Origin of the sequence: Pyxidicoccus fallax (genome assembly GCF_012933655.1) — a bacterium.
GTDB lineage: Bacteria > Myxococcota > Myxococcia > Myxococcales > Myxococcaceae > Myxococcus > Myxococcus fallax.
The window spans coordinates 1-22,959 of sequence record NZ_JABBJJ010000007.1 but is presented as its reverse complement, the minus strand read 5'-3'; the positions used below and the strand labels follow the sequence as shown (position 1 = coordinate 22,959).

Annotated in this window: 19 protein-coding genes; 9 read left to right on the top strand and 10 right to left on the bottom strand. The window is 72.1% G+C overall.

Annotation, left to right across the window (positions count from 1 at the left end):
* The first annotated feature begins 259 nt into the window (after nucleotides 1–259).
* Nucleotides 260–2,149 (top strand): hypothetical protein, encoded by a 1,890-nt coding sequence (locus tag HG543_RS02450; RefSeq protein ID WP_169343010.1) that lies wholly within the window; start codon nucleotides 260–262, stop codon nucleotides 2,147–2,149.
* Here the strand turns inward: HG543_RS02450 and HG543_RS02445 are convergent.
* From HG543_RS02445 to HG543_RS02430, 4 genes are all read right to left on the bottom strand, one after another.
* Nucleotides 2,127–2,975, bottom strand: a complete 849-nt coding sequence (locus tag HG543_RS02445) for a glycosyltransferase (protein ID WP_169343009.1) — start codon at nucleotides 2,973–2,975, stop codon at nucleotides 2,127–2,129. The two genes, HG543_RS02450 and HG543_RS02445, sit on opposite strands and share 23 nt — an antisense overlap.
* Nucleotides 2,976–3,006: 31 nt before the next feature.
* Nucleotides 3,007–3,411, bottom strand: a complete 405-nt coding sequence (locus tag HG543_RS02440) for a DUF2256 and DUF3253 domain-containing protein (protein ID WP_169343008.1) — start codon at nucleotides 3,409–3,411, stop codon at nucleotides 3,007–3,009.
* A gap of 215 nt (nucleotides 3,412–3,626) precedes the next feature.
* Nucleotides 3,627–4,616, bottom strand: a complete 990-nt coding sequence (locus HG543_RS54905; protein WP_246356699.1) for a hypothetical protein — start codon at nucleotides 4,614–4,616, stop codon at nucleotides 3,627–3,629.
* The gene (locus HG543_RS02430; RefSeq protein ID WP_169343007.1) at nucleotides 4,613–6,850 is read right to left on the bottom strand and encodes a glycosyltransferase family 4 protein; all 2,238 of its coding nucleotides are present in this window, start codon (nucleotides 6,848–6,850) and stop codon (nucleotides 4,613–4,615) included. The genes HG543_RS54905 and HG543_RS02430 overlap by 4 nt, the downstream gene beginning before the upstream one ends.
* A gap of 43 nt (nucleotides 6,851–6,893) precedes the next feature.
* Here HG543_RS02430 and HG543_RS02425 point away from each other — a divergent pair, with 43 nt between their 5' ends.
* On the top strand, nucleotides 6,894–7,985 hold the full coding sequence (locus tag HG543_RS02425) for a glycosyltransferase family 4 protein (protein ID WP_343073252.1): 1,092 nt from the start codon (nucleotides 6,894–6,896) through the stop codon (nucleotides 7,983–7,985).
* A gap of 18 nt (nucleotides 7,986–8,003) precedes the next feature.
* The gene (locus HG543_RS02420) at nucleotides 8,004–8,537 is read left to right on the top strand and encodes a hypothetical protein (protein WP_169343005.1); all 534 of its coding nucleotides are present in this window, start codon (nucleotides 8,004–8,006) and stop codon (nucleotides 8,535–8,537) included.
* Between the two features lie 6 nt (nucleotides 8,538–8,543).
* Here HG543_RS02420 and ybiA read toward each other — a convergent pair whose 3' ends face one another.
* On the bottom strand, nucleotides 8,544–9,065 hold the full coding sequence (gene ybiA / locus HG543_RS02415; RefSeq protein WP_169343004.1) for a riboflavin biosynthesis intermediates N-glycosidase: 522 nt from the start codon (nucleotides 9,063–9,065) through the stop codon (nucleotides 8,544–8,546).
* A gap of 91 nt (nucleotides 9,066–9,156) precedes the next feature.
* Between ybiA and HG543_RS02410 the strand changes: the two genes are divergently transcribed.
* From HG543_RS02410 to HG543_RS54375, 3 genes are all read left to right on the top strand, one after another.
* The gene (locus HG543_RS02410) at nucleotides 9,157–9,891 is read left to right on the top strand and encodes a hypothetical protein (RefSeq protein ID WP_169343003.1); all 735 of its coding nucleotides are present in this window, start codon (nucleotides 9,157–9,159) and stop codon (nucleotides 9,889–9,891) included.
* Between the two features lie 126 nt (nucleotides 9,892–10,017).
* On the top strand, nucleotides 10,018–11,169 hold the full coding sequence (locus tag HG543_RS02405; protein ID WP_169343002.1) for a zinc-dependent alcohol dehydrogenase: 1,152 nt from the start codon (nucleotides 10,018–10,020) through the stop codon (nucleotides 11,167–11,169).
* 13 nt (nucleotides 11,170–11,182) lie between these two features.
* Nucleotides 11,183–11,737 carry a hypothetical protein gene (locus HG543_RS54375; RefSeq protein WP_211193678.1) on the top strand — a complete coding sequence of 185 codons (555 nt, stop codon included), beginning with the start codon at nucleotides 11,183–11,185 and terminating at the stop codon, nucleotides 11,735–11,737.
* A gap of 59 nt (nucleotides 11,738–11,796) precedes the next feature.
* On the opposite strand, the gene HG543_RS02395 is transcribed toward HG543_RS54375, so the two are convergent.
* Together HG543_RS02395 and gmd are read right to left on the bottom strand one after the other, a co-directional pair.
* Nucleotides 11,797–12,729: a GDP-mannose 4,6-dehydratase gene (locus HG543_RS02395; RefSeq protein ID WP_169343001.1), complete on the bottom strand. Its 933-nt coding sequence runs from the start codon at nucleotides 12,727–12,729 to the stop codon at nucleotides 11,797–11,799.
* The gene (gene gmd, locus HG543_RS02390; RefSeq protein ID WP_169343000.1) at nucleotides 12,730–13,704 is read right to left on the bottom strand and encodes a GDP-mannose 4,6-dehydratase; all 975 of its coding nucleotides are present in this window, start codon (nucleotides 13,702–13,704) and stop codon (nucleotides 12,730–12,732) included.
* 143 nt (nucleotides 13,705–13,847) lie between these two features.
* Between gmd and HG543_RS02385 the strand changes: the two genes are divergently transcribed.
* The 3 genes from HG543_RS02385 to HG543_RS02375 all read left to right on the top strand — a co-directional run bounded on the left by HG543_RS02385 (nucleotide 13,848) and on the right by HG543_RS02375 (nucleotide 17,586).
* Entirely contained in the window at nucleotides 13,848–15,122 is a 1,275-nt protein-coding gene (locus tag HG543_RS02385; RefSeq protein WP_169342999.1) for a myxosortase-dependent phytase-like phosphatase, read from the top strand.
* Nucleotides 15,123–15,172: 50 nt separating this feature from the next.
* Complete coding sequence (locus HG543_RS02380; protein WP_169342998.1) at nucleotides 15,173–16,972, top strand: bifunctional metallophosphatase/5'-nucleotidase; 1,800 nt, start codon at nucleotides 15,173–15,175, stop codon at nucleotides 16,970–16,972.
* Between the two features lie 227 nt (nucleotides 16,973–17,199).
* Nucleotides 17,200–17,586: a hypothetical protein gene (locus tag HG543_RS02375; RefSeq protein WP_169342997.1), complete on the top strand. Its 387-nt coding sequence runs from the start codon at nucleotides 17,200–17,202 to the stop codon at nucleotides 17,584–17,586.
* 244 nt (nucleotides 17,587–17,830) lie between these two features.
* On the opposite strand, the gene HG543_RS02370 is transcribed toward HG543_RS02375, so the two are convergent.
* The 3 genes from HG543_RS02370 to HG543_RS02360 all read right to left on the bottom strand — a co-directional run.
* A complete protein-coding gene (locus tag HG543_RS02370) occupies nucleotides 17,831–20,608 on the bottom strand; it encodes an Hsp70 family protein (RefSeq protein ID WP_169342996.1) in 2,778 nt (925 codons plus the stop codon).
* 25 nt (nucleotides 20,609–20,633) lie between these two features.
* Nucleotides 20,634–22,493: an Hsp70 family protein gene (locus HG543_RS02365; RefSeq protein ID WP_169342995.1), complete on the bottom strand. Its 1,860-nt coding sequence runs from the start codon at nucleotides 22,491–22,493 to the stop codon at nucleotides 20,634–20,636.
* 61 nt (nucleotides 22,494–22,554) lie between these two features.
* On the bottom strand, nucleotides 22,555–22,959 hold a 405-nt coding region (locus HG543_RS02360; protein ID WP_169342994.1), incomplete at its 5' end, for a DUF2760 domain-containing protein.

The window sequence follows — 22,959 nt, the reverse complement described above, 5'->3', positions numbered from 1 at the left end:
CTTCACGCCCGGGAGAGGGGAGCGGGCATGGGCGGGGCTTCCCCACCTGTCATGTTGTGGGGTTCGCCCCCCGGGGGCTACGGTGCGCGCCCATGACGGAACGCGCCCCCGCCGCCATCCGGAGCCTCGCCCGGCCCCGGTGGGGGCCCAATCCACCGGAATTGGCGCGGCGCGTGGTGCCGGGGCGTAGGCCATTCCGTTCAACCCGGGCGACAACATGTTGATGGCCGCCGAGCGGCCGCTCTGAGCCTCCCTGCCTATGTCACCTCTGCTGCGACGGGCCCTGCATCCGCTGGTGCTCCTGGCATTCACGCTGCTGTCGGCGTTCCACACGTGGCCGCTGCTGTCGAAGCTGAAGGGCCACGTCGCCGGCGGACGCGAAGACGTGCTGATGAACGTGTGGCACCTCTGGTGGATGCGCCAGGCGGTGTGGGTGGACCCCCAGAACCCCTTCTTCGCGCCGATGCTGCACTGGCCGCTGGGGGCGGAGATGTACTGGCACACGCTGGCACTGGCCAAGACGGTGTGGGGCGCGGTGCTGGTGCCGTGGATGCCGGTGGAGGCGGCGTACAACCTCGTGCTCTTCAGCTGCTTCGTGCTGACGGGGTACACGGCGTGGCTGCTCATGCGCTACCTGCTGGAGCGCGCGGGCTTCGCGCCAGGCCTCGCGGCGGTGGCGGCGCTGGCGGGCGCGTGCGTCTTCGACTTCTCGCGCTACCACCTGAGCCACGCGACGGCGCACCTCAACCTGACCGCGACGGAGGGCATCCCCCTCTACCTCCTCTTCTTCCTGCGCTGGCTGGACGAGGGGAAGCGCAAGTGGCTGGTGGGGCTGGCGCTGGCCGCGCTCTACACGCTGCTGTGTGACTACTACTACTTCCTCTACATCGCGCTCTTCTCCTTCCTCTGGGTGGTGGCCGACCGCTGGCGCCGCGGGCCGCTGTTGTCCGTGGGGACGCTGAAGGACGCGGGCGTGCGCCGGGCGGGGATGGCCGCGCTGGCGGCGGCGGTGGCGTGCCTGCCCGGGGTGATGCCGCTGCTCTTGCACCTGTTCCCCGCGCCGATTGGCATCCAGCATGGCGACTCCGACTACTTCACGGACCTGTATGCCTTCTTCCTGCCGGACACGCTGTCTGCCTGGTTGGAGGTGATGCCCCAGAAGGTGAAGGCGTTCTCCGCGGAGGTGGTGGGCAAGATGAGCACCAACGCGGAGGAGGCGGGCACCTTCCTGGGGTGGCTGACGCCGCTGCTGGCCGTCTTCGCCCTGTGGAAGGGCGTGCCGGAGGGCCGGAGGTGGACGGGGCTGGGCCTGGGCTATGCGGTGCTGTCCATGGGCACGGTGCTGAGCATCGGCAACTCGGACCTGCTGTCCCCGGTGGTGCCGCTGGCCGTCCTCACGCTGGCGGTGGGGTGGTGGCCCGCGTGGCGGGGACGCGCGTGGCACCGGGACGTGACGGTGCTGCTGGCGCTGTGCACGCTGGTGGCGTTCCTGTCACCGCTCACCTCGTTCGGCGAGCCGCTGTGGGTGCAGGTGCCCATGCCGTACGTCGTCTTCAAGCACATGGTGCCGCTCTTCTCGCGTGGGGGCATGCCCGTGCGCTTCGAGCTGATCACCACGCTGGCGCTGGGGGTGCTGGTGGCCTTCGCGGCGGCGCACCTGGGGCGCATGGCGTCCGCGCGTGGGGCGGGGGTGGGGCTGGCCGTGGCGCTGGCGGTGGCCGTGGTGCCCAACGTGGAGTACCTCGGCAAGCCCCTGGCGATGCCGGCGCTGCCGACGCTGCCGCCCATCTTCGACGAGATTCGCGACGCGCCCATGCCGGCGGCCGTCTTCACCGACCACGTGGTGGGGCAGTGGGAGCAGACCTACCACGGCAAGCCGGTGTCCTTCGCGCGCCTGGCCCGGCTGCCGGTGCGCGAGGCAGCCCTGGTGGAGCAGCGCATCTTCCGCGCGCTGGAGAGGCTGCACGGAGTGGCGGGGCCGGTGACGCCCGAGGAGCGCGAGCAGATGCGCCGCTTCCTCAAGGACAACCACTACCGCTGGTACGTGGCGCACTACCACCACCCCCTGCGCCACCGCTTCGTGGTGGAAGAGCTGGGAGGCGAGCTGGTGCACCAGGACGGCTACGTCACCGTGTATCGCTTCCCGTGACGCCGACGGGGGAGGGCGGCAGGGACGGGGCGCCCTCGCGGGACTCGGGCGCGGGCAGCGTCAGCCGCTCCAGGCGGCGCCGGAGCTGGAGCAGGCCCCAGAACATGCGCAGCCCGTCCAGGCCGGGGACGACCTTGGAGCCGCCGAAGTCCTCCCAGTCGATGGGGACCTCGATGGCGCGGGCGCCCTGGCGCTTGAGAAGCACGAGCATCTCCACGTCGAGCAGCCAGCGCTCCTCCTGGAGCACGTCCAGCAGCGGGCGCAGCATGGCGGCGCGGACGAGCTTCACACCGCACTGCGTGTCGTAGAAGCGCAGCTGGAAGTTCGAGTCCGTCAGCGTGGCGAAGACGCGGCCCTGCAGGTGGCGGTGGAGGTTGCGCACCACGCGGCGGCCGGCCATGAGGATGCGCGAGCCGGCGATGACGTCATGGTCGCGGCCGGTGTCGGTGGTGGTCAGCTCCACGAGCCGGTGGAGCTCCTCGGCGGAGATGGCGCCGTCGGCGTCCACGAAGGCGAACCAGGCGGCGGTGGGGGACGCGACGCGCCAGCCCAGGCGGATGGCCGAGCCCTTGCCCTGGTTGTGTGGCGCGGCCACATAGCTGAAGCGGTGCGGCGAGCGCTGGGCGGTGAGACGGGCCTGGGCTTCCTCCACGCAGGCCTGCTGGAGGGTGGCGTGCTCGGGGAGGCTGCCGTCATCCACGACGATGAACTCCGTCGGTGGGGCGGGGCGCTCCAGGAAGACGCGCGTCAGCTCCGTCACGAAGCGAGGCAGACGCTGGCCTTCGTTGTAGGCCGGGATGACGATGCTGATGAAGGGTGCTTCCACGCGCCCGGTTTGGCACGGGGCCGCCGGGGCGTCAATGCGAGGTATCCGGGCCTGGGACGGGCTGTCGCAGGCGCAGGCGGATGGGGCCGCGGGCCGTGGAGGGGTCCACCACGCGGCCTCCCTGGAGGATGTCGAGGGCGCCCTGCTCGACGAGCCGGCGGGCGGCCTCGCGCACGGGCTCCATGCGCTCGCGCCAGCCCTCCTCGCCGAGCGCGCGGGCGACCTCGGAGGGACAGATGGTGGCGCCGCGGGCCCGGGTGGCGAGCAGGTCCAGGATGGCCCGCGCGAGGACGTCCTCGCCGCGGACCTCCGACTTTCGTCCCCGGCAGCGGTCCGAGCAGTAGCGCACCGACTCCCAGTCGCGCTCCCACTTCTTGCGCCAGGTGATGGTGCGGCCGCAAACGGCGCAGGACTTGGGGGCGGGAGGAGAGGCCATGCCACACCTCCGATGCACGGAGGTGCGCGAGGATGCGCTGGCGACATGGCTGCCGGGGGAGGAGGCTGCCCCAGGACGTGTCCGACGTGCTCCCGGCCGCCAGTCGCTGGCGAGGGCCGTGCGCGGTCCCACGGACAGGGACGCGCGTCAGGACCGCTTCTCCTCGTGGATCCGCTCCCGCCCGCTGGCTCCGGGCAACGAGGGGAGGGGGCCGATTACTTCCGGCGGCCGCGAGGCCGTGAGTCGGGCTTGCGAGAGCGCGGACCGGTGTTCCCCGTCGTGCGTGAAGCGGCGCCCTCGGTTTCGGGGCGGACCCGTGGCGTCTTCGCCTGCGAGTGGGTGGGCTCACCCGCTCCGCCCCTGGCGTGACGAGGCCGCGGGAGCACGGGCTCCGAGCTCGTCGTGGACTTCGCCTCGGAGGCATTCTGGCCCGCCGCGCCCTGCTTCGCGCGACGCGCGGTCTTCCCTGGCGAGGACGGCTTCTTGGAGGCCCGCCCGCCGGAGCGCTCCGGGCCCTGAGCGGTGCTGGTCCGTGGTGCAACCTCGGAGGTGGGAGGAGGCTTCGCGGCCGGAGCAGACTCTCGCGGCCGTCGCGCCTGTTCTTTGGTCGAGGGCACCCGCGACGTGGCCTGCTTCGCTCGCGGTGCTGACTCGGCGGGGCGCACCTCCGCCGCGGCGTCGGGCTTCGTCGAGCCGGCCGCCTTCGCCGGCACGTCCGGCGAGGACACCCGCTGCTCGGTTCCGCCCTGGCGCGCCGCCGCCTCATCGACACGCTTCAGCTCGCCATCCGCCGCCGCCGGGACCGGCTTGCCACCGGCGCGGGCGCGCAGTTGCTCCACCTCGCGCCGCAGGCGAATCACCTCGGCGGAGAGCTGGGCGTACGAGTCGCGCACGTGCCCGTTGAACACGCGCTGCCGGCCGAGCGCCTCGTTGATGAACACCTGGCACGACTTGCGGAAGGCCCACTTCGCCACCAGCACGAGCTGCCCCGCGCCGCCCCGGTGCGTGTGCAGCGGCAGCGCCCGCGTGGCGTCCGCGTTCTCCTCCAGCGCGTGCAGGTTGAAGGTGAGCGGCTCCACCCGCGGCTCCACGCCCTCGGCGGGTACCTCCACCGGCTCCGACGTGGGGAGGCCGCGCAGGCGCAGGCGCTCCTCGATGCGCGCAATCAACTCCCGCGCGGGGATGTCCCGTCCCAGCAGCTTCATTGGCGATTCTCCTCGAGGATGCGTTCCATCTCTTCGCGGTAGGCCGCCACCACCTGCGGCCAGCCCTGCTTCTTCACGTACTCCAGGCCCTTCTTCCCCATGGGCGCTCGCTCGTCACCCACCTCGCGCAGGCCCTGGATGAACGAGTCCAGGTCCGTATACGTCCGGCCCGCTCCGCTGCGCTCCACCTGGCCCACCAGCACGTCCGAGCGGCCGTTCACCAGCACCGGCGTCCCCTGCGCGAAGGCCTCCAGCGTCAACAGCGAGAGGCTCTCGTACCGGGAGGGCACCACCACCGCCAGCGCTCCAGCCAATGCGTCGTGCTTGTCCTGCTCGTCGATGCGGCCCAGGTAGTGCACGCCCTCGCCGGACAGGTCCATGTTGCTGTCACCCGCCAGCACCAGGTCCGGCGCGTCCGCGAACCGCTCCTTCAGCGCCTGGTGGTACTCCAGCAACTCGCCCACGCCCTTGCCCGGCTCCTGCCGTCCCACGTAGAGCAGGTAGTGCTTGCGGATGCCGTGCTTCTCCCGGAAGCGCGCGCCGTCCGCCGCTGGCCGGTCCACGCCCACGCCCACCACCCGCGTGCGCGCGTGGTTCGGGAAGTACTTCTCGATGATGGTCAGCTCCTCCGGCGTGAGGCACAAGAGCGCGCGTGGACGCTCGAAGACGTCCGCGTACAGGCCGAAGCGGATGGGGGACTCGTCGTGCGTGGTGGGCACCAGCAGCGCCCGGTCCGCCACCAGCGGCAGGCCCCACACCGTGGGCGCGTAGAGGTACGTGAAGAACAGGTACCCGTCATACGCATCACGCGTGGTGGCCAGGTGCTTCAGCAGCCCGGGACACAGCGGCCCCTGCTCCGCCACCCACTGTTCCTCGCGCAGCCGCTCGTTGGGCTTGTCGAACACCTGCCGCGACAGCCCGTTGAAGCCGCGGATGTTGCGCATCCGCGTCGTCGGGAAGCGCAGGACCCGGATGCCGTTCACCTCGTCCGGCCCCGGCGGGAAGGTGTTGTCCCAGGACAGGTGGTTCTTCGCGCACGTCGTCAGCACCGTGATGTCCCAATGCGGAGCCAGGTGCTCGGCCATCTGTGCGGCCAGCTTCTCCGCGCCGCCCGTCACCTCGCCGTAGCGCTGCACCACCAGCCCCACGCGTGGGCGCTTCGGGGCCTTGCGCGGGCGCGGTGCGGGCGGAGGCAGCAGGCCCTTCAGCGCGCTCGACAGGGCGACCTGCGCCGAGGCCGCGGAGAAGTGCTCCAGCCGGCGCGTCTGCCCGGCGAGGACGGGCTCGCGCAGCGACAGGTCCTCGCTCAGGTCCACCGCCAGCTCGGCGAGGAAGGCGAACCGCTTCTGGTCGAAGGCCACGCCCGCGCCCCCGAGCGTCTCCGGCACCGCCGCCGCCGCGTAGGCCATCACCGGCACCTCGGCCGCCATGGCCTCGATGAGCGGGACGCCGAAGCCCTCGTGCTCGCTCATGGACACGAAGACGGACGCGGAGCGGTACGCGGCCACCAGCTCCGCGTGGCTCAGCCTCCCGAGGAAGTGCACGCCGCTCAAGCCCTTCGCCTCGCGCTTCAGCGCGCGGAAGTAGCGGCTGCCCGGCTCGTACCCGCCCACCATCAGGAGGCGCGCCTGGGGCCGCAGCCGCACCACCTCGCGGTGCAGGGCGAGCAGGTCCTCGAAGCGCTTGTGCGGCATCACCCGGCTGACGCCCAGCAGCACCGGCCCGGGGCCGGACAGCCGCTGGAGCATCTTCGGGTCCGCGTTGGCGCGGCTGAAGCGCCCGGGCTCGATGAAGAGCGGCACCGTGTGGACGTCGCGGAAGCCCGCGACGCGCAGCTCCGCGGCGTTGAAGTCCGACACGCCGATGGCCACGTCCGCGAAGTCCGCCATGGCCGCCAGCTGCGCGCGCCCCGCCACCAGCGCGTCCTCCAGCGGCAGGCCCGTGTAGAAGCGCGCGGGGCTGATGTTGTGGAAGACCACGCCGCGCCGGCAGGGCAGGTGCATGAACCGGCTGCTCAGCGGCGAGGCGATGCCGTGGTGGTACAGCACCAGGTCCCCGGGCTCGGGCCGCAGCGCGGAGGCGGGGCTGGCCAGACCCTCCAGGCCCGCGCCGACCTCGTCCGCGTACAGCCCTCCCGCGTGGCCCATGCGCCGCAGGAGCAGCTGCAGGTGCAGCGCGGACTGCCCGGTGGCGTCGCCGGGGACAAAGCTCGGAATCAACTGGTGGATCGCCATGCGTGCCCTGCCTATCACACACGAGCGTGCTATGAGGCGCTCCGTGTCCACCGGCCCCATCGCCTTCGACGCGACGCTCTGGGACGAGCCCACCACCGGCATCGGCCTTTACACCCGCTGCCTCGCCTCCGCCCTGGAGACCCTGGGCACGCGCCTGGAGAAGCTCGGCGCGCACGCCTCCGGCGAGCACCCCCGAGGGGACTCCGGCCGCACCGCGTGGACGCTCGCCGGGCTGCCCCGGGTGCTCCAGCGCCTGGGTGCGCCGCTGTACCACGCGCACGGCAACTTCAACCTGCCCCTCACCCGTGTGCCCGGCATGGCCTACGTGCTCACGGTGCACGACCTCATCCCCCTGTTGATGCCGGAGACGGTGTCCCGCGCCTTCCGCTGGCAGTTCCGCCTGTGGCTGTCGCGCAGCCTCCTCATGGCGGACCGGGTGGTGTGCGTGAGCGAGCGCACCCGGAATGACCTGCTCGCCCGCTTCCCCGAGGTGGAGGCCCGCACCGTGGTGGTGCCCAACGGGGTGGACCACGTCCACGCACCGGAGCTGGACTCCATCAGCGTGGACTTCCTGCGCGCGCTGTCCCTGCCGAAGGAGTACGTGCTCTACGCGGGCTCGCTGGACGTGCGGAAGAACGTGGAGCTGGTGCTGGACGCCATGGAGCGGCTGCGGGCCCAGGGCCGCCCGGTGTCGCTGGTGCTGGCGGGGCAGAGCTGGTTCGGCTCCGGCCGCGTGGAGCAGCGCATCTTCCGGCTGCGCTCCGAGGGGCACGACGTGCGCTCGCTCGGCTACCAGTCCGACGCCGTGTTCTACGAGCTGATGCGCCGCGCGGCCCTCTTCGTGTTCCCCTCGCGCTACGAGGGCTTCGGCCTGCCGCCGCTGGAGGCCATGCACCTGGGCACGCCCACCATCGTCTCCACCGCGGGCTCGCTGCCGGAGGTGTGCGGCGACGCGGCCGTGGCCGTGCGGCCGGACGACGCGGAAGGGCTGGCGCGGGCCATCGACCGGCTGCTGCGCTCGCCGGAGGAGCGGCGGGCCCTGGCCGCGCGCGGGAAGGCCCGCGCCTCGGAGTTCACCTGGAAGCGGACCGCGGAGCGCACCCTGGCGGCGTACGAGGCCGCGCTCCGGCGTTGAACCAAGGAGGAGGACCGAATGCGGAAGCTCATCTGGAGTGGCGTGGTGCTGTGCGGACTGCTCGGTGGGTGCGCGAGCACGCCGGAGAAGCCGGAGGAGCCCGCGGTGGCTCAGTCGGAGCCCCCGGTGGCGAACCCGGAGTTCGCGCCCGGCGAGTCCCCCAAGAACACGACGTCCCAGGAGGGCAAGGCGCCCGTTCAGGCCATCGCCGTGGACGCGAACGCCCAGCCCGGAGACCCGCTCACCATCGAGGGCTTCCGTGCCTTCCGCGACGTGCTCGACGTGACGGTGCGGCACGGCGGCGGCTGCCGCGAGCACACCTACGGGCTGGCGTGGAACGGCGAGTTCCAGCAGGGGACGGACGGCACCCCCGTGGCCCACCTGGTCATCACGCACGACGCGAAGCAGGACATGTGCAAGGCGCTGGTCATGGCCACGCCGCGCTTCGACCTGACCTCCATCGTGGAGCGCTTCCGCGAGAAGTACGGCAAGTCCACCGGCGCGGTGGACCTGGCCCTGCCGGGACAGCCCACCGTGCGCTACGAGTTCTGAACCCCGCTAACGCGCGGCGGGGCGGGCCTCGGTGACGCCCTCCGCGATGAGGTCCTCGCGCAGCTTCGTGAGGACCTTGCCCAGCAGGTTCAGCCCCCGCCACTTCGACGGGTCCTGGATGCGCGGGTCCTCCGCGCCCAGGCCCACGCCCCAGATGCGGTCCAACGGGCTGGCCTCCACCAGTTCCGTGCCACGGGTGGCCAGCAAGGCCTTCAAGAGTTCCGCGTCCTGGGTGAACTTCGCGCGGTTGCCCTCGTAGACGATGCGCTCCCGCTCGCGCTCCCACACGGCGGCGTCGAAGTCGCGCACCTTGCGGCCCAGCGCCTTGTGCGTCTTGGGCGATGCGGACTTCAGGATGCTGGCCAGCACCTCCGCGTCAGCGAAAAGGCGCGCCTTGCCCGCCATCATGTACTGCTCCGCGCAGACGTAGCGGACCCCGTCCACCACGAACTCCGAGCGGTGCCACTGCGAAAAGGGGGACTCCTCACGCCAGAAGAAGGTGAACCCGCGCTGCTCCGTCCCTGCCATGTGCCATGCCTCCCGCTTCGTGTGCAGATTACACCAACGTTCGGCCCGCGCGAGCCTGACACGTGGGCGGTAGGATGGGCATCGGTTCCCCATGAAGCTCTCCGACGCCCAGTCCCTGCTGGAGCGCTGCTTCGCCGGCATGGCGGAGGGCGCGCCCCGGCTCACCGAGCCCCACGACGCACGCTTCGCGCTCCGCCCGAGCGCCGTGTGGCTGGAGTACCGCTGGTACGTCCACGAGCGCGGCCTGGCCGAGGTGTTCCTCAAGTGGGGCCGCGTCCCCTCCGAGCAGTCGGCGGGAGCGGAAGCGACGGTGCTGCGGGTTCACCTGCTCGGTGCGTCGCCGGAATTGTCCGAGCGGGCGGGGCGGATGCTCGAAGGCGGCACACCCTCCCAGGAGCGCATCCTGGACCTGTTCGGGGACGACGGCGTGCGGCGCGAGTGCGTGTCCTTCGGCCGGACGAGCGTCACCGTGGAGCACTGGGAAGGCGCGGGCCCGCGCCCGCTGCTGGAAGACGCGCGCTTCCACGCGCTCACGGGGACGCTGGAGGACCCGGACTCCACGAACGAGGAGCGTCACGAGGCCGTGCAGCGGCTGGCGGCGGAGCGCAGCCCACGCGTGGTGGAGGCGCTGCTCGCGCTGGTGACGCGCAAGCCGTCGCTGATGGCCCTGCGCGTGCTGTCCGAGTGGGGCGTCGTCGCGGCCCGTGGACCGCTCCAGCGGGACCTGGCGGCCGTGCGTCCCGACAACCCGGCGGACCTGTGGGCGCTCACCGCGCTGGACCGGCGGCTGGAGGCGTGGGAGGCGGTGGGGAGCGGAGCGGAGTAGGGCACGCCTGCCTGCCAAGTCGCTCCGTCCCGGACCTGTCGGAGGACGAGCCGCCGGGCGGACGTTTCACTGGGCGCGTCCGTTGTCCAGTTGGCAATGCGGCAGAGCGCTCAAACGCTATCGGGCATGAGAGCTCTGACCTACGAAGGACCGTACCGCGTCGCCGTACGGAACAAGCCCGAGCCGAGAATCGAGCATCCTCAGGACGGCATCGTTCGCGTGACGAGCGCCGCCATCTGCGGCTCCGACCTCCACCTGCTCCACGGACTCGTCCCGGACACCCGCATCGGGTTCACCTTCGGTCACGAGTTCACCGGCATCGTCGAGGAGGTTGGCCCCAACGCGCAGGGCATCAAGCCGGGCGACCGGGTGATGCTGCCGTTCCAGATTTTCTGCGGCGGCTGTTACTACTGCACGCGCGGCCTCTCCGCGTGCTGCGAGAACACCAACCCCGCGACGGACGCCGGCACGGGCATCTACGGCTACTCGCACACCATGGGCGGGTATGACGGCGGCCAGGCCGAGTACGTGCGCGTGCCCTTCATCGGCGTGGACGCCGAGAAGATTCCCGAGGACGTCGACGACCTCGACGCGCTGCCCATCACCGACGCCTTCTCCACCGGCTACCAGGGCGCGGAGATGTGCGACCTCCGGGGCGGCGAGACGGTGCTCGTGCTCGGCGCTGGCCCGGTGGGCCTGTTCGCCATGTGGTCCGCCTGGGCCATGGGCGCCGGCCGCGTCATCGCCGTGGACCTGGAGAACTACCGCCTGCAGTTCGCGCGCGACTGGCTGGGCGTGGAGACCATCAACTTCAAGGAGCACGACCTCGTCACCATCGTGAAGGGGATGACGGAAGGCCGCGGCGCCGACGCCACCATCGAGGCGGTGGGTTGCGAGGCCTCGGGCTCGCCGGTGCACCGCGCGCTCGGCGTGTACGCGAAGCTGGAGGCCGGCTCGCCGCAGGCCATCAACTTCGCCATCCACGCCACGCGCAAGGGCGGCGTCATCTCGCTCATCGGCGCCTATGGCCCGCCGTTCAACGGCGTGGACATCGGCACCTTCATGAACAAGGCGCAGACGATGCGCACCGGCCAGGCCAGCGTGAAGCGCTACATGCCGCACCTGCTGGAGCACGTGCGCGCCGGCCGCATCAAGCCGTCGACCGTGTTCACCCACCGGTGCTCCCTCGAGGACGCGCCGCGCGCCTACCACACGTTCGCCCAGAAGAAGGACGGCTGCGTCAAGGTGGCGCTCTTCCCCAACGGCAACCTTCACTAGGACGGAGACCCTCATGAATCGCGAACCAGAAGTGACCACTCCTGAGACGATTCTGCGGCGCTCCGGCTACCAGTCCATGGAGCCCGTGCGGCGGCCCTCGTATTGGGGCGTGGACCTGGACCCCGCCCGCAGGCCGGGCGTCCCCGGCCACCGCGAGCCGCGGCCCATGGCCAACACGCGCTTCCCGCCGGAGCCGCAGCGGGGCATGCCGGCGGCGCCCATGCACGGGCGCACCAACAAGACGATGCCTCCCGTCTTCGGCACCGCCGTGCCGCTGCGCGGGCTGTCCGGCGCCATCCGCAAGTACGCGTACTCCATGCCCGACCACGACCCCAGCCACTGGCTGCTGAAGCTGCTCGGGGACCGCGTGGACTCGTGGGAGTACCACGCGAAGAAGTACCTGCCCCTGGGGCTCGCGGTGGCGGGGCTCGGCTTCATCCTCTCCTCGCGCGCGTCCGAGTCACGCGGGCTCGGCCGCCGCAAGCCGAGGAGCCTGCCGGTGACGCGCTGGGGCGGTGAGGCCCGCCGGCGGGAGTGGAGCCGGCGGGAGTGGGCGCCCTCGCATTGATTCGAGGGCACCGCGTGGCTCGAGCCGCCTGACGGCCCGAGCCACGCACGGCCCGCGAGTCAGCTCTTGTTGGCGGCCGGCACCTTGGGGCCGAGCACGTCGCGCAGCGCGTCCGTCACCGTCAGCTTCGGCGTCCAGCCCAGCGCCCGCAGCTTGTCCGGCGCGCCGACGAGGCTCGGGATGTCCGAGGGCCGCAGCCGCGCCGGGTCCAGCTCGATGCGTGCATTCACGCCGGCCAGCGTCAGCATCTCCTCCAGCAGGCTGCGGATGGTGCGTCCCTCGCCGCTGCAGATGTTGTACGCCTGCCCGGGCTCGCCCTTGAACAGCAGCAGCCGGTACGCCTCCACCACGTCGCGCACGTGGGAGAAGTCGCGCACCGCGTCCAGGTTGCCCGTGCGCAGCACCGGGTCCACCGTGCCCAGGCCGATGGCGCGAATCTGCGAGGCGAAGGAGGGCACCACGAAGGTGGGGTCCTGCCCGGCGCCCAGGTGGTTGAAGGGCCGGGCCATCATGACTTCCAGCCCGTAGCTGCGGTGGAACTGCACGCCCGCCAGCTCCGCCGCGGACTTCGACGCCGCGTAGGGGCTCAGCGGCATCGCCGGCGTGGACTCGGTGGCGCGCGTGCCCTCGGGCACGGGGCCGTACACCTCGCCCGAGCCCACCAGCACCACGCGCGTCTTCGGCGCGGTGTCGCGCAGGGCCGTGAGCAGGTGCACCACCCCCATCGTGTTCACCGCGAACACGCGCGAGGGGTTGTTGTGGCTCTTGGCCACCGAGCTGAAGCCGGCCAGGTGGATGACGCCCTCGGGCTTCGCCTCGGCGATGGCGGCCTTCATCGCGGCCTCGTTGGCCACGTCGAAGTGCAGCGCGCTGCTGCTGATGCCCTCTCCGCGCGGTCCGTGGGCCTCCACCACCTCGTCACCCGCGGCGCGCAAGAGGGCGCACAGGTGACGGCCGACGAAGCCGTCCGCTCCCGTGACGAGGATGCGCATCTACTTCTGCCCCGCCTTGAGACGCTCCAGGTCGGCGTCCACCATCATCTCCACCAGCTGCTTGAAGCGCACGGTGGGCTCCCAACCCAGCTTCTTCTTCGCCTTGGCGTAGTCGCCGATGAGCAGGTCCACCTCGGCGGGGCGCACGAAGGCCGGGTCGATGTGCACGTGCTTCTGCCAGTCCAGGCCCACGCGGCCGAAGGCAATCTCCACCAGCTCGCGCACCGTGTGCGTCTCGTTGGTGGCAATCACGTAGTCGTCCGGCTCCGGCTGCTGGAGCATCCGCCACATGGCGTCCACGTAGTCACCCGCGAAGCCCCAGTCGCGCTTGGCGTCCAGGTTGCCCATGGGCAGCTTCTCCTGGAGGCCCAGCTTGATGCGCGCCACGTTGTAGGTGACCTTGCGCGTGACGAACTCCAGGCCGCGGCGCGGAGACTCGTGGTTGAAGAGGATGCCGCTCACCGCGAACAGGCCGAAGGACTCGCGGTAGTTCACCGTGATGTGGTGGCCGTACGCCTTGGCCACGCCGTACGGGCTGCGCGGGTAGAAGGGCGTCTCCTCCGTCTGCGGAACCGCCAGCACCTTGCCGAACATCTCGCTGGAGGACGCCTGGTAGAAGCGCACCTGCGGGCGGGTGTGGCGGATGGCCTCCAGCATCTTCGTCACGCCCAGCGCGGTGAACTCACCCGTGAGCACCGGCTGGTTCCACGACGTCGGCACGAAGGACTGCGCCGCCAGGTTGTAGACCTCGTCCGGCTTGACCAGGTTCAGGAGCGCCGCGAGCGAGAACTGGTCCAGCAGGTCACCCTGGTGGAGCTGAATCTTCCCGTGCAGGTGCTGGATGCGCTCGAACTTCTCCTCGGAGGAGCGGCGCACCATGCCGTGCACCTCGTACCCCTTCGAGAGCAGCAGCTCCGCGAGGTAGCTGCCGTCCTGCCCCGTGATTCCCGTAATCAGTGCGCGCTTGGTCGCCATGGTCTTTTTCTATGTTTGCTGGAGGACGCGCGGGTTCTACCCGAGGCCGTTGCCGCTAGCCAACCGTTCCCGCTGACTTCGTACTTGAAGGACACACCTGCCGTGACAAGGTAGGTCCCCCCACGAAGCCCAAGGAGATGGTCATGCGCAACCCCCCCCTCCTCGCCTTGGTGGCGCTCCTGACAGGCTCGGCCGTGTCGGCGCAGCCCATCGAGCCCGTCGAGGTCCTCCCCACCGGGGAGACCCAGCCCCAGGCCGCGGCCGTCGCGGGGGCGCTCCGGGACGTCGCACTGTGGGTGACGCCGGACGGCGGGAGCGACGGGCTGGTCCTCACCGCGTACGGGGACTTCAACGCCGGGCTCACCACCTTCGGGCTGGACGGGACGCGGGTGGACCTGGAGGCGGACGGGCCCAGCTACGCGGTGGCGGTGCATGACGGTTTCCCACTAGGGAATGACACGGTGACGCTGGTGCTGTCCGCGCTCGAGGGCGGGGTGGTGGCCTACCGGCTCGCCGAGCAGGGAGCGGACCGGGTGCAGCGCATCGGGCCGGTGACGTTCGACCCGGCGACGACCTTCGGGGGGCAGCAGTCGCTGGCCCTCTACCGCGACCCCGGTTCGGGCCGCTTCCATCTCTTCAAGGCGGGGATTCGTTACATCGAGCAGTTCGAGCTGTCGGGTCAGGGCGGGGCGGTGTCGGCCACGCGCGTGCGCATCGTGGACACGGGCACGACGTCGCCCACCATCTCCGGGCTGGTGGTGGACGAGCAGTCCGGCCGGCTGTTCGCGATGCTCGTCGGCGAGGGGCTGTGGCGCTATGGCATCGCGCCCGACGCGGGCTCCGAGGGAAAGCAGGTCGCGTGGCAGGGGGATGGCGGCAGGCTCGGGTCGACGCTCGGCCGGCTGGCGTTGTACCGCGCGGGCACCACCGCCGAGGGCTACCTCCTCGCCGCGGACCCGGCGCGCAGCGCGTACAACGTCTTCGAGCGCAGCTCCGAGGTCTACGTGGGGTCGTTCGCCGTGGTGGAGAACCCGGATGAGAACCTCGCCGGGGCCCGGAACCCGCTGGCCGTGGCGGTGGTCTCGCGGACGGTGGGGACGGACTTCCAGGGCGGCATCCTCGTCGCGCACAACGCCCAGGGCGCCCCGGAGAACCTCCTGGTGATGCCGTGGGGAGCGGTGGCGGATGCCTTCGACCCGCCGCTCCGGGGCAGTACGGGCCAGGCGGACGGTGGCACCAACGACGGTGGCACGGACGCCGGAGCATTCGACGCCGGTCCTCCCGTCAGCCCGCCCGGCAAGCCGCCCGTGTCCAGTAATGGGGGCGACGGGTGCTCGTGCGCGGCGGCCTCCGTGCCCGCCTCCGCGCTCTTCGCGCTGCTCGCCCTGGCGCTCACGGGCCGGCGCCGGCGGAGCTGAGCGCACGTCGGGTTGAAAGGGCGCGCGCCCCGCGCTGAAGTGCGCGCCCCATGCATCCCTCGCGTTCCGTCCTTGTCGCGCTGGCGGCCCTCGTCGCCGCCTGCGCCGGCACCGCTCCCACCGCTCCTCCCGTGGCCGCCCGCTCCGCTCCGGCGGAGCCCGTGCGCCTGACGCTGGTGGGCATCAACGACTTCCATGGACAGGTGGAGCCCCACCGCACGCGCCTGAAGGACGGGCAGGTGGTGGAGGAGGGCGGCGCGGCCACCCTGGCGGCGTACGTGGCCCGGCTGCGCGAGGACAACCCGCAAGGGGTGGTGCTCGTGGACGCCGGGGACCTCTTCCAGGGGACGCTGCCCTCCAACCTCACGGAGGGGGCCGTCGTCATCGACGTGTACAACCGCCTGGGCTTCACGGCGGCGGCCATCGGCAACCACGAGTTCGACTATGGCCCGGTGGGGCCGGGCGCCATGGCCAGCCGCCCCGGGGATGATCCGCTGGGCGCCCTCAAGGCCCGCGTCCGCCAGGCGCGCTTCCCGCTGCTGTCGGCCAACATGGTCGAGGCGGCCACCGGCAAGCACCCGGCGTGGACGGGCAATGACGGCACGCACCTGGTGACGGTGAAGGGCGTGAAGGTGGGGCTCGTGGGGCTCACCACGGAGTCCACGCCGGACGTCACCAACCCCGCCAACGTGGCCTCGCTGCGCTTCCTGCCGCTGGCGCCCACGGCGCTGGAGGCGGCGCGCTCGCTGCGCGCGCGGGGCGCGGAGGTGGTGGTGGCGGTGGCGCACGCGGGCGGCAGGTGCGCGGACTTGAAGAACCCGCGCGACACGTCGAGCTGCGACCGGGGCGACGCGGAAATCCTCGCCATGCTGGACGCGCTGCCACCGGGCACGCTGGACGCGGTGGTGGCGGGGCACACGCACCAGCCCATGGGGCACTTCTTCGGCGACGTGCCCGTCATCGAGACGACGGGCCTGTCGCGCTCGCTGGGCGTGGTGGAGCTGTACGTGGACCCGGCGAGCCGCCGCGTGCTGCCCCAGCGCACCCGCATCCAGGCCACCATCCCCCTCTGCGCCCGCGTGGACGCGCAAGAGGGCACGTGTGACGGGCGCCGCCTTCGCGACAGGGACGGGGTGCGGCTGGTGCGGGCCACCTTCCTCGGGGCGCCGGTGGTTCCGGACGCGGAGGTGGCGCGGGTGCTGGCCCCGGCGCTGGCGCTGGCGGACGAGGCGCAGCGGCGTCCGGTGGGCGTCTCCGCGGCCACGCCCCTGGCGCGCGGCTACACGGAGGAGGGCGCGCTGGGCAACCTCGTCGCGGACGCGCTGCGCGAGGCGGCCGGCGCGGACGTGGGCATCATGAACCCCGGTGGCGTGCGCGCGGACCTGCCCGCGGGCCCGCTGTCCTTCGGACAGGTGTACGAGGTGCTGCCCTTCGACAACACGGTGGCCGTGCTCCAGCTCACCGGCGCGGAATTGCGGCGCCTGCTGGAGCTGGCCCATGCGTCGGACCGGGGCGCCGTCTTCGCCGTCTCCGGGCTGGAGGTGACGCTGGCGCGCTGCCCGGGGCTCCAGCGCTTCCAGGACGCGACGCTGACGGGCGGCAGGCCGCTGGAGCCGGGGAAGACGTACCGGGTGGCCCTGCCGGACTTCCTCGCGCGCGGCGGTGACGGCCTGGGCCCCGTGACGCGGGCGCTGCCTCCCGAGCGCGCGGACCTGACGCCCGCGCGGGGCATGGATCTGCGCGAGGCGCTCATCGCCTACGGGCGGGCCCGGGGCGGCACCCTCACCGCGCCGCCGCCGGGCCGCGTGCGCTACACGGGTGTCGCGACGTGTTCCGGCGCGCCGCGCTGAGGGAGCCGGGGCCGAAAATTCGGTCCGGGTGTGATCCGCTGGGATTGAACGAAATGGGCCAACTCGGCGTAGTTACGGAGAAAACGCGCCGGGGCCCGATTTTTCGGCCTTGGATCAGTTTTCAACGGGGGGAAGAGTCCTTACTCTAGCGATCGCGAGCGACTGAGCCGAGGTGGCCCTTTGGCAGGGCCTGCGAGCACGGACGCCCGCGAGTGGGAGGGAGAGACATGCTCTACAAAGTGACCCCGATGATGGCGCCGCCTGCGCAGGAGAAGGCCAAGCCGCGCGAACCGGGGCAGGGTCAGCCGCGCAAGCGGCGCAAGTCCGCCGTCTACGATGCGGATGGCCACGAGGTGCTCATTTCGCTGATGTGCATCAAGTGCCGGACCCTGAAGCCGCTGGCCCAGTTCGGCCTGCGGAAGATGGCGGACGGTGCCATCCGGAATCAGCCCTGGTGCCGCACGTGCCGTTCGGGCGCGGGCTCCAAGAAGGCCAAGGCCGGCAAGGAGGCCGCGCAGGCGGCCCCCGAGGTCGCCGCGCCGGTGCTCCAGGTCGTCGCCGGCACGGACGCCGAAGCGGGGAACGTCACCCCGCCCGTCGCCGCGCAGGGCTGACGCGCTGATCCAGGACCGAGCCCCCTTCCCGAGGGTGGGCCCCTCCAGGGCCGCCCCGACGGGAGGGATCTGACCGATGAGTCCACGTCGCTGACGTCGGAGGTCCCGTCACGGTGCCCCCGACAGGTGACGTGGAGCGTCATTGCCGTGGGCATGGTGTCCGATCGGGCCAGCCCGGGCGCCACCGCGGAAAGGCACGGACCTCCGAATGCGAGGGCCGTGCTCGTTGTCCGGCGACTTCCGCTCAGGACAGCCGCAGGCCCGCGGGCAGCGTATCGCCAAGCGCGCGGGCCTCGTCGGCCGCCTCGAGCGCCACGACTTCGCGCACCATGCGCACCCAGGTGTCGGCCGCCTTGGCGGCGGCGAGCGCCTGGGCCGTGCGCTCGCGCAGCGCCGGGTCGATGTCCCGCGTGCGGTCACCGGTGAGCCGGGCGAGCTGCGCCGCGGCGAAGGGCGCGCCGTCGATCTTCTTCAGGTCCAGCTCCAGCAGCAGCGTGAGCCACGCCTCGGCCGTCTCCACGTCCACCACCTTGTGGCTACTGCCATACAGTGGCACGCGCGCACCCAGCCGGCCGAGCGACCAGGCCCAGGGGCCACCGGACTTCGCCTCGGCCTTCAGTCGGGCGGCAATCCACCGGCCCACCTCGGACTTGTCACCGGGTGACAGGTGCTCCAGGGAGGCCGCGGTGCGGACCATCTCTTCCAGGCCCTCGGGCTGGATGCCCTTGAGCTTGCCCGGGGGCGGCGCGTCCGGCGGCACCTTCCGGGCGAGGTGCGGCTGGAGGTACGCGTACAGCTTCTGCTGCTGCGCCTCGGAGAGGCCGCCGGCGATGCGGCGCCACATGACCCAGAACTCCGTCCACACGGCCTTGTCCGTGTGGTGCTGCACCAGCGCGTCGAAGAGGCCGAAGGTCTGCTCCGCGCGCCAGCCGTCCAGCGGGTATCCGAAGCCCGGGCGCAGGCTGAAGCCGGCGAGGCTGTAGAAGACGCGCTCGTGGTCCGCCGTGCGTCGCCGCTTGCTGGCGCCCGCGAAGAGGGTGCTCCACATCTCGCGCAGCACCGGCACCCGCCACGTCTCGCGCGGGCCCAGCGCCTTCTCCAGCGTGCGCACCAGCTGCTTCACGTCCTTGGGGCCGATGGGCAGCGGCTTGTTGCCGTAGACGCGCTCGATGTTGTCCTTCGCCTCCACGAAGCGCGCGGGCATGGACTCGGTGACGGTCAGCTCGTGCGAGCCGCCCGTGCCGCGCAGCTCGAACTCGAGCCGCCAGCGCTCGTCCGCCACGTTGGAGACGCAGTACAGCTCCAGCGTGCCAATCTCCGTCAGCGCCGCCTGCAGGTGCACGGGCGCCTCGGCCACCTTGCCGGACGCGCCCTTGAGCAGCGTGTGGATGGGGGGCAGGGGCTTCAAATCCTCCGCCAGCGGCACCAGGTCGCCCGGTTTGTCGATGCGGTCGCTCGTCGTGGAGTAGAGCTGGAACTGCACCGGCCGCCCGAGGGTGAGCGTGAAGGGGCGCTCGCCCAGGTCCACCTTCTGTCCCTCCTCGAAGCCGCGGGGGATGAGGCAGAGCGCGGGCTGCTCGGCGCTGTCCGCCGGCCGCTGCAGGCCCACGTAGTACGCGCGCGCCGCGCCACCGCCGATGCGCAGGCCATGCCCGCGCCGCACGAGCCCGTAGTACGCGGCACCCCGGGCCACCGCGCGCTCCAGCGACTCGTGGCGCAGCAGGGGGATGCGCGGCGCCCCGGGCCACCACGCGGAGAGGGCCTCCACCAGGCGCTCGGAAATCTGCGGCGAGTTGAAGACGCCGCCGTTGAGGAGGATGGCGTCGGGGCGGGGCAGGGCGCCCTCGGCGGGGGCCGTCTCGCCCAGGGCCGCGAAGCCCGCCGCCGCGTGCTGCGCGAGGAAGGCGGCCAGGTGCCGCGTCACCGCCGCGTCCTGCACGTACGGCAGGCCCAGCTCCTGGAGCGCCATGCGCGCGGCGCGGCGTGGGCGCTCGGTGGGAGGCGTCAGCGGGAAGAAGCCGTCCAGCACCAGCCCGTGCGCCTCCTCGCGCAAGAGCTCCGTGGACAGCGTGCCGCCCAGAAGCCGGCTGCCCTCGCCGACGAGGGACACGCCGTACTTCTCCGGCGGCCCCCTGCCCAGCAGCGCCTCCTTCGCGGTGCGCGCGGCCTGGATGGCCTGCGTCCACTGCGTGGCGGACAGGCGCCGGCCGTCCTTGAAGAGCTTCTCCTCCACCCGGCGCGCCAGGGCGGCGTCCATGTTGTCGCCGCCCAGCATGAGGTGGTCACCCACCGCGAGGCGCCGGAGCATGGGCCCCTCGGGGGAGATGCCCGCGTGCACCAGCGTGAAGTCCGTGGTGCCGCCGCCCACGTCCACCACCAGCACCAGCCGGACGTTGGCGAGCGTCTGCGCCAGGTCCGAGCGGTGGCGCGCGGTGTAGTCGTAGAAGGCCGCCTGCGGCTCCTCCAGCAGGGTGAACTTCTCCAGCCCGGCCTTGCGCGCGGCGCTCACCGTGAGGGCGCGCGCCGCCTCGTCGAAGGAGGCGGGGACGGTAATCACCACCTCCTGCTTGGACAGCGGCGTGTCCGGGTGTGCGAAGTCCCAGGCCCGAGCCATGTGCGTCAGCAGCATGGCGCTGGCGTCCACCGGGGACACCTTCTGCACGTCCGCCGGGGCCCCCCAGGGGAGGATGGGGGCGGAGCGGTCCACGCCCGGGTGGCACAGCCAGCTCTTCGCGCTGGCGACGAGGCGCCCCGGCACCCGGGCGCCCTGCCAGCGCGCCAGCTCGCCCACGACGAACGGGCCGCCGTCATCGCCCCAGGGGAGCTTCAGCGACTCGGCGGCCAGCTCGTGGCCGGCGGGGACATAGACGGTGGAGGGGAGGAGCGCGCGGGGCGCCACCTCCCCCTGCCGGACGAGCTGGGGAATCGGGAAGTCCTCCACGGGGGCGGCCGCGCCCTTCGAGGGGTCCACGGACGCCACCGCGCAGTGGGTGGTTCCCAGGTCGATTCCGACGATTCGCATACGCCTCCGGGTGACGGACGGCTTTCTACTCCTTCATGCGGACGTTGAGTTCCAGCTTCCAGCGCCCCGGGCCATTCTTCTCCAGGCAGCGCAGCTCCAGCGTGCCCACCTCCGTCACCGCCGCCTGGAGGTTGACGGGCGTCAGGTCGCCGAAGGCGGAGGGCTGGCCGGGCATGGTGGTTTCAATCGGCGCCACCTCCTCCAGGCCGCCGCTGGCCAGCTCGCTGTCCACGTCCTCCAGCATCGACCCGACCTTGTCGTCGCGACGCACGGACGAGGAGAAGAAGCGGAAGCTGGTGGGCTCGCCGGTGACGAGGCCGAACTCCTGCGGAGGAACGTCCGCCTGCGTGCCTTCCTCCATGCCGAAGGGGGCCACGCACAGCGCCTTCACGGGCGGCTCCATGCCGGGCACCGCGGGCATCGCCGTCTCCACGCCCACGTAGTAGGCGCGCGCGGTGCCGCCGCGGATGCGCAGGCCGTGGCCCTGGCGCACCCAGCCGTAGTACGCCGCGCCCCGCGCCACCGCGAGGTCCAGGTCCGCGCCCTCCAGCTCCTTCGCGGGCTTGCCGCCGTCCGCGGTCAGCCACGCGTTGATGACCTCCATGACGCGCGCCTTCAGCGGGCCGGCCTTGAAGACGCCACCGTTGAAGAGCACGGCCGTGGGGTGGAGGAAGGACTTGCCGCTGACGTCCACCGGCGCGTCGGGGCTGGCCGCGAGCGCCTGCGCCTGCCGGGTGAGGAAGGCCGCCAGGTGCTTGGACACCGCCGGGTCCTGCGCGTAGGGCAGGGCCATCTGCGCGAGGCCGGTGCGGCGCGCGGTGCGCGGCAGCTCGGCCACGGCCGTCACCGGGAAGAAGCCGTTGGTGAGGACGCGGTCCAGCTCCTCGCGCGTCAGCTCCGTGCGCAGCGTGCCGCCGATGAGCGACGAGCCGCGGCCGGGGATGGAGATGGGCGCCCGGTCCATGGACGGGTCGCCGTAGAGCGTCTCCTTCGCGTGGCGGCAGCCGTAGGTGAGGGCGTTGAACTGCCACGCGTCCAGCTTCTTGCCCTCGGCCGTCAGGCGCTGGTTGAGCGTGTGCGCCAGGGCGAGGTCCATGTTGTCGCCGCCCAGGAGGATGTGGTCGCCCACCGCGACCCGGAGCAGCTCGAGGTCGCCCTCGCGGTCCCTCACGGTGATGACGGAGAAGTCGGAGGTGCCGCCGCCCACGTCCACCACGAGGATGACCTCGCCGGGCTGCACCTGCTTGCGGAAGTTCTCCCCCATGGCCTCCAGCCACGCGTAGAGCGCGGCCTGGGGCTCCTCCAGGAGGGTGATGTTCTGGAAGCCCGCGGCCTTGGCGGCCTCGAGCGTCAAGTCGCGCGCCGCCGCGTCGAAGGAGGCGGGGACGGTGACGATGACGTCCTGCTCGGTGAGGGCGTTGCCGGCCTCGTCGCGGGCGCCGAAGGTGTGGTCCCACGCCTCCCTCAGGTGGCGCAGGTAGCGCGCGGAGGCATCCAGCGGGGAGACGCGCTGCACCTCCTCCGGGGCCTGCCAGGGCAGCAGCGCCGCGCGCCGGTCCACGCCCGGGTGGGACAGCCAGCTCTTGGCGGACGACACCAGGCGCGTGGGCACCTTGGCGCCGTGCGTGCGGGCGAACTCACCGAGGATGGTGCCGGTCTCCGGGTTCCAGGGCAGCCCGAGGCTGCCGGCGGGGAACTCCTGGGAGGAGGGCAGGTAGAGGAAGGAGGGCAGCAGCGGGCGCGCCTCGACGGTGCCGGGCGCGGTCAGCTGGGGGATGGGCAGCATGGACTGCGCCCGGCCTCGCGGCTTGCCCTCTTCGAGGTTGAAGTAGGACACCGCGGAGTGGGTGGTGCCAAGGTCGATGCCGATGGAATAACGGGCCATATCGGACTGGAACTCCTTGAGGGCTCCCTTTTGTTCGCTCAGCGGAACGGCGGCACCACGCTCAGGCGAGTTCCACCTCGGCGGGCGCCAGCACGCGCGGGTCCATCGCGGGGCTCACCGAGGGGAACTTCACCTCCGTCGTCACCCAGCCGTGGTGGCGCAACGTCCCGTTATGGGGAGGCTGGCCCGCCACGTTGCCGGTGAGGCGGGTGCGCTGGGCGTCGAAGCCGGCGGGCACCGTCACCCGGTCCCCCTCCGACTGCGGCAGCACCGGCTGCAGCGTGAGGTACTGGTTCACCACCTTGCGGCAGCCCTCGTGGACGATGCGGGCCGCGGCGCCCACCTCGGCGTCCGAGAAGGCGGCCACGTTCTCCTGGAGGAAGTCCACGAAGCGCCCCTCGCGCTGGAGCATGGCCAGCAGGGACAGCGCGCTGGCGTGCTCGCGCTCGGGCGGCGGGGCGGGGGG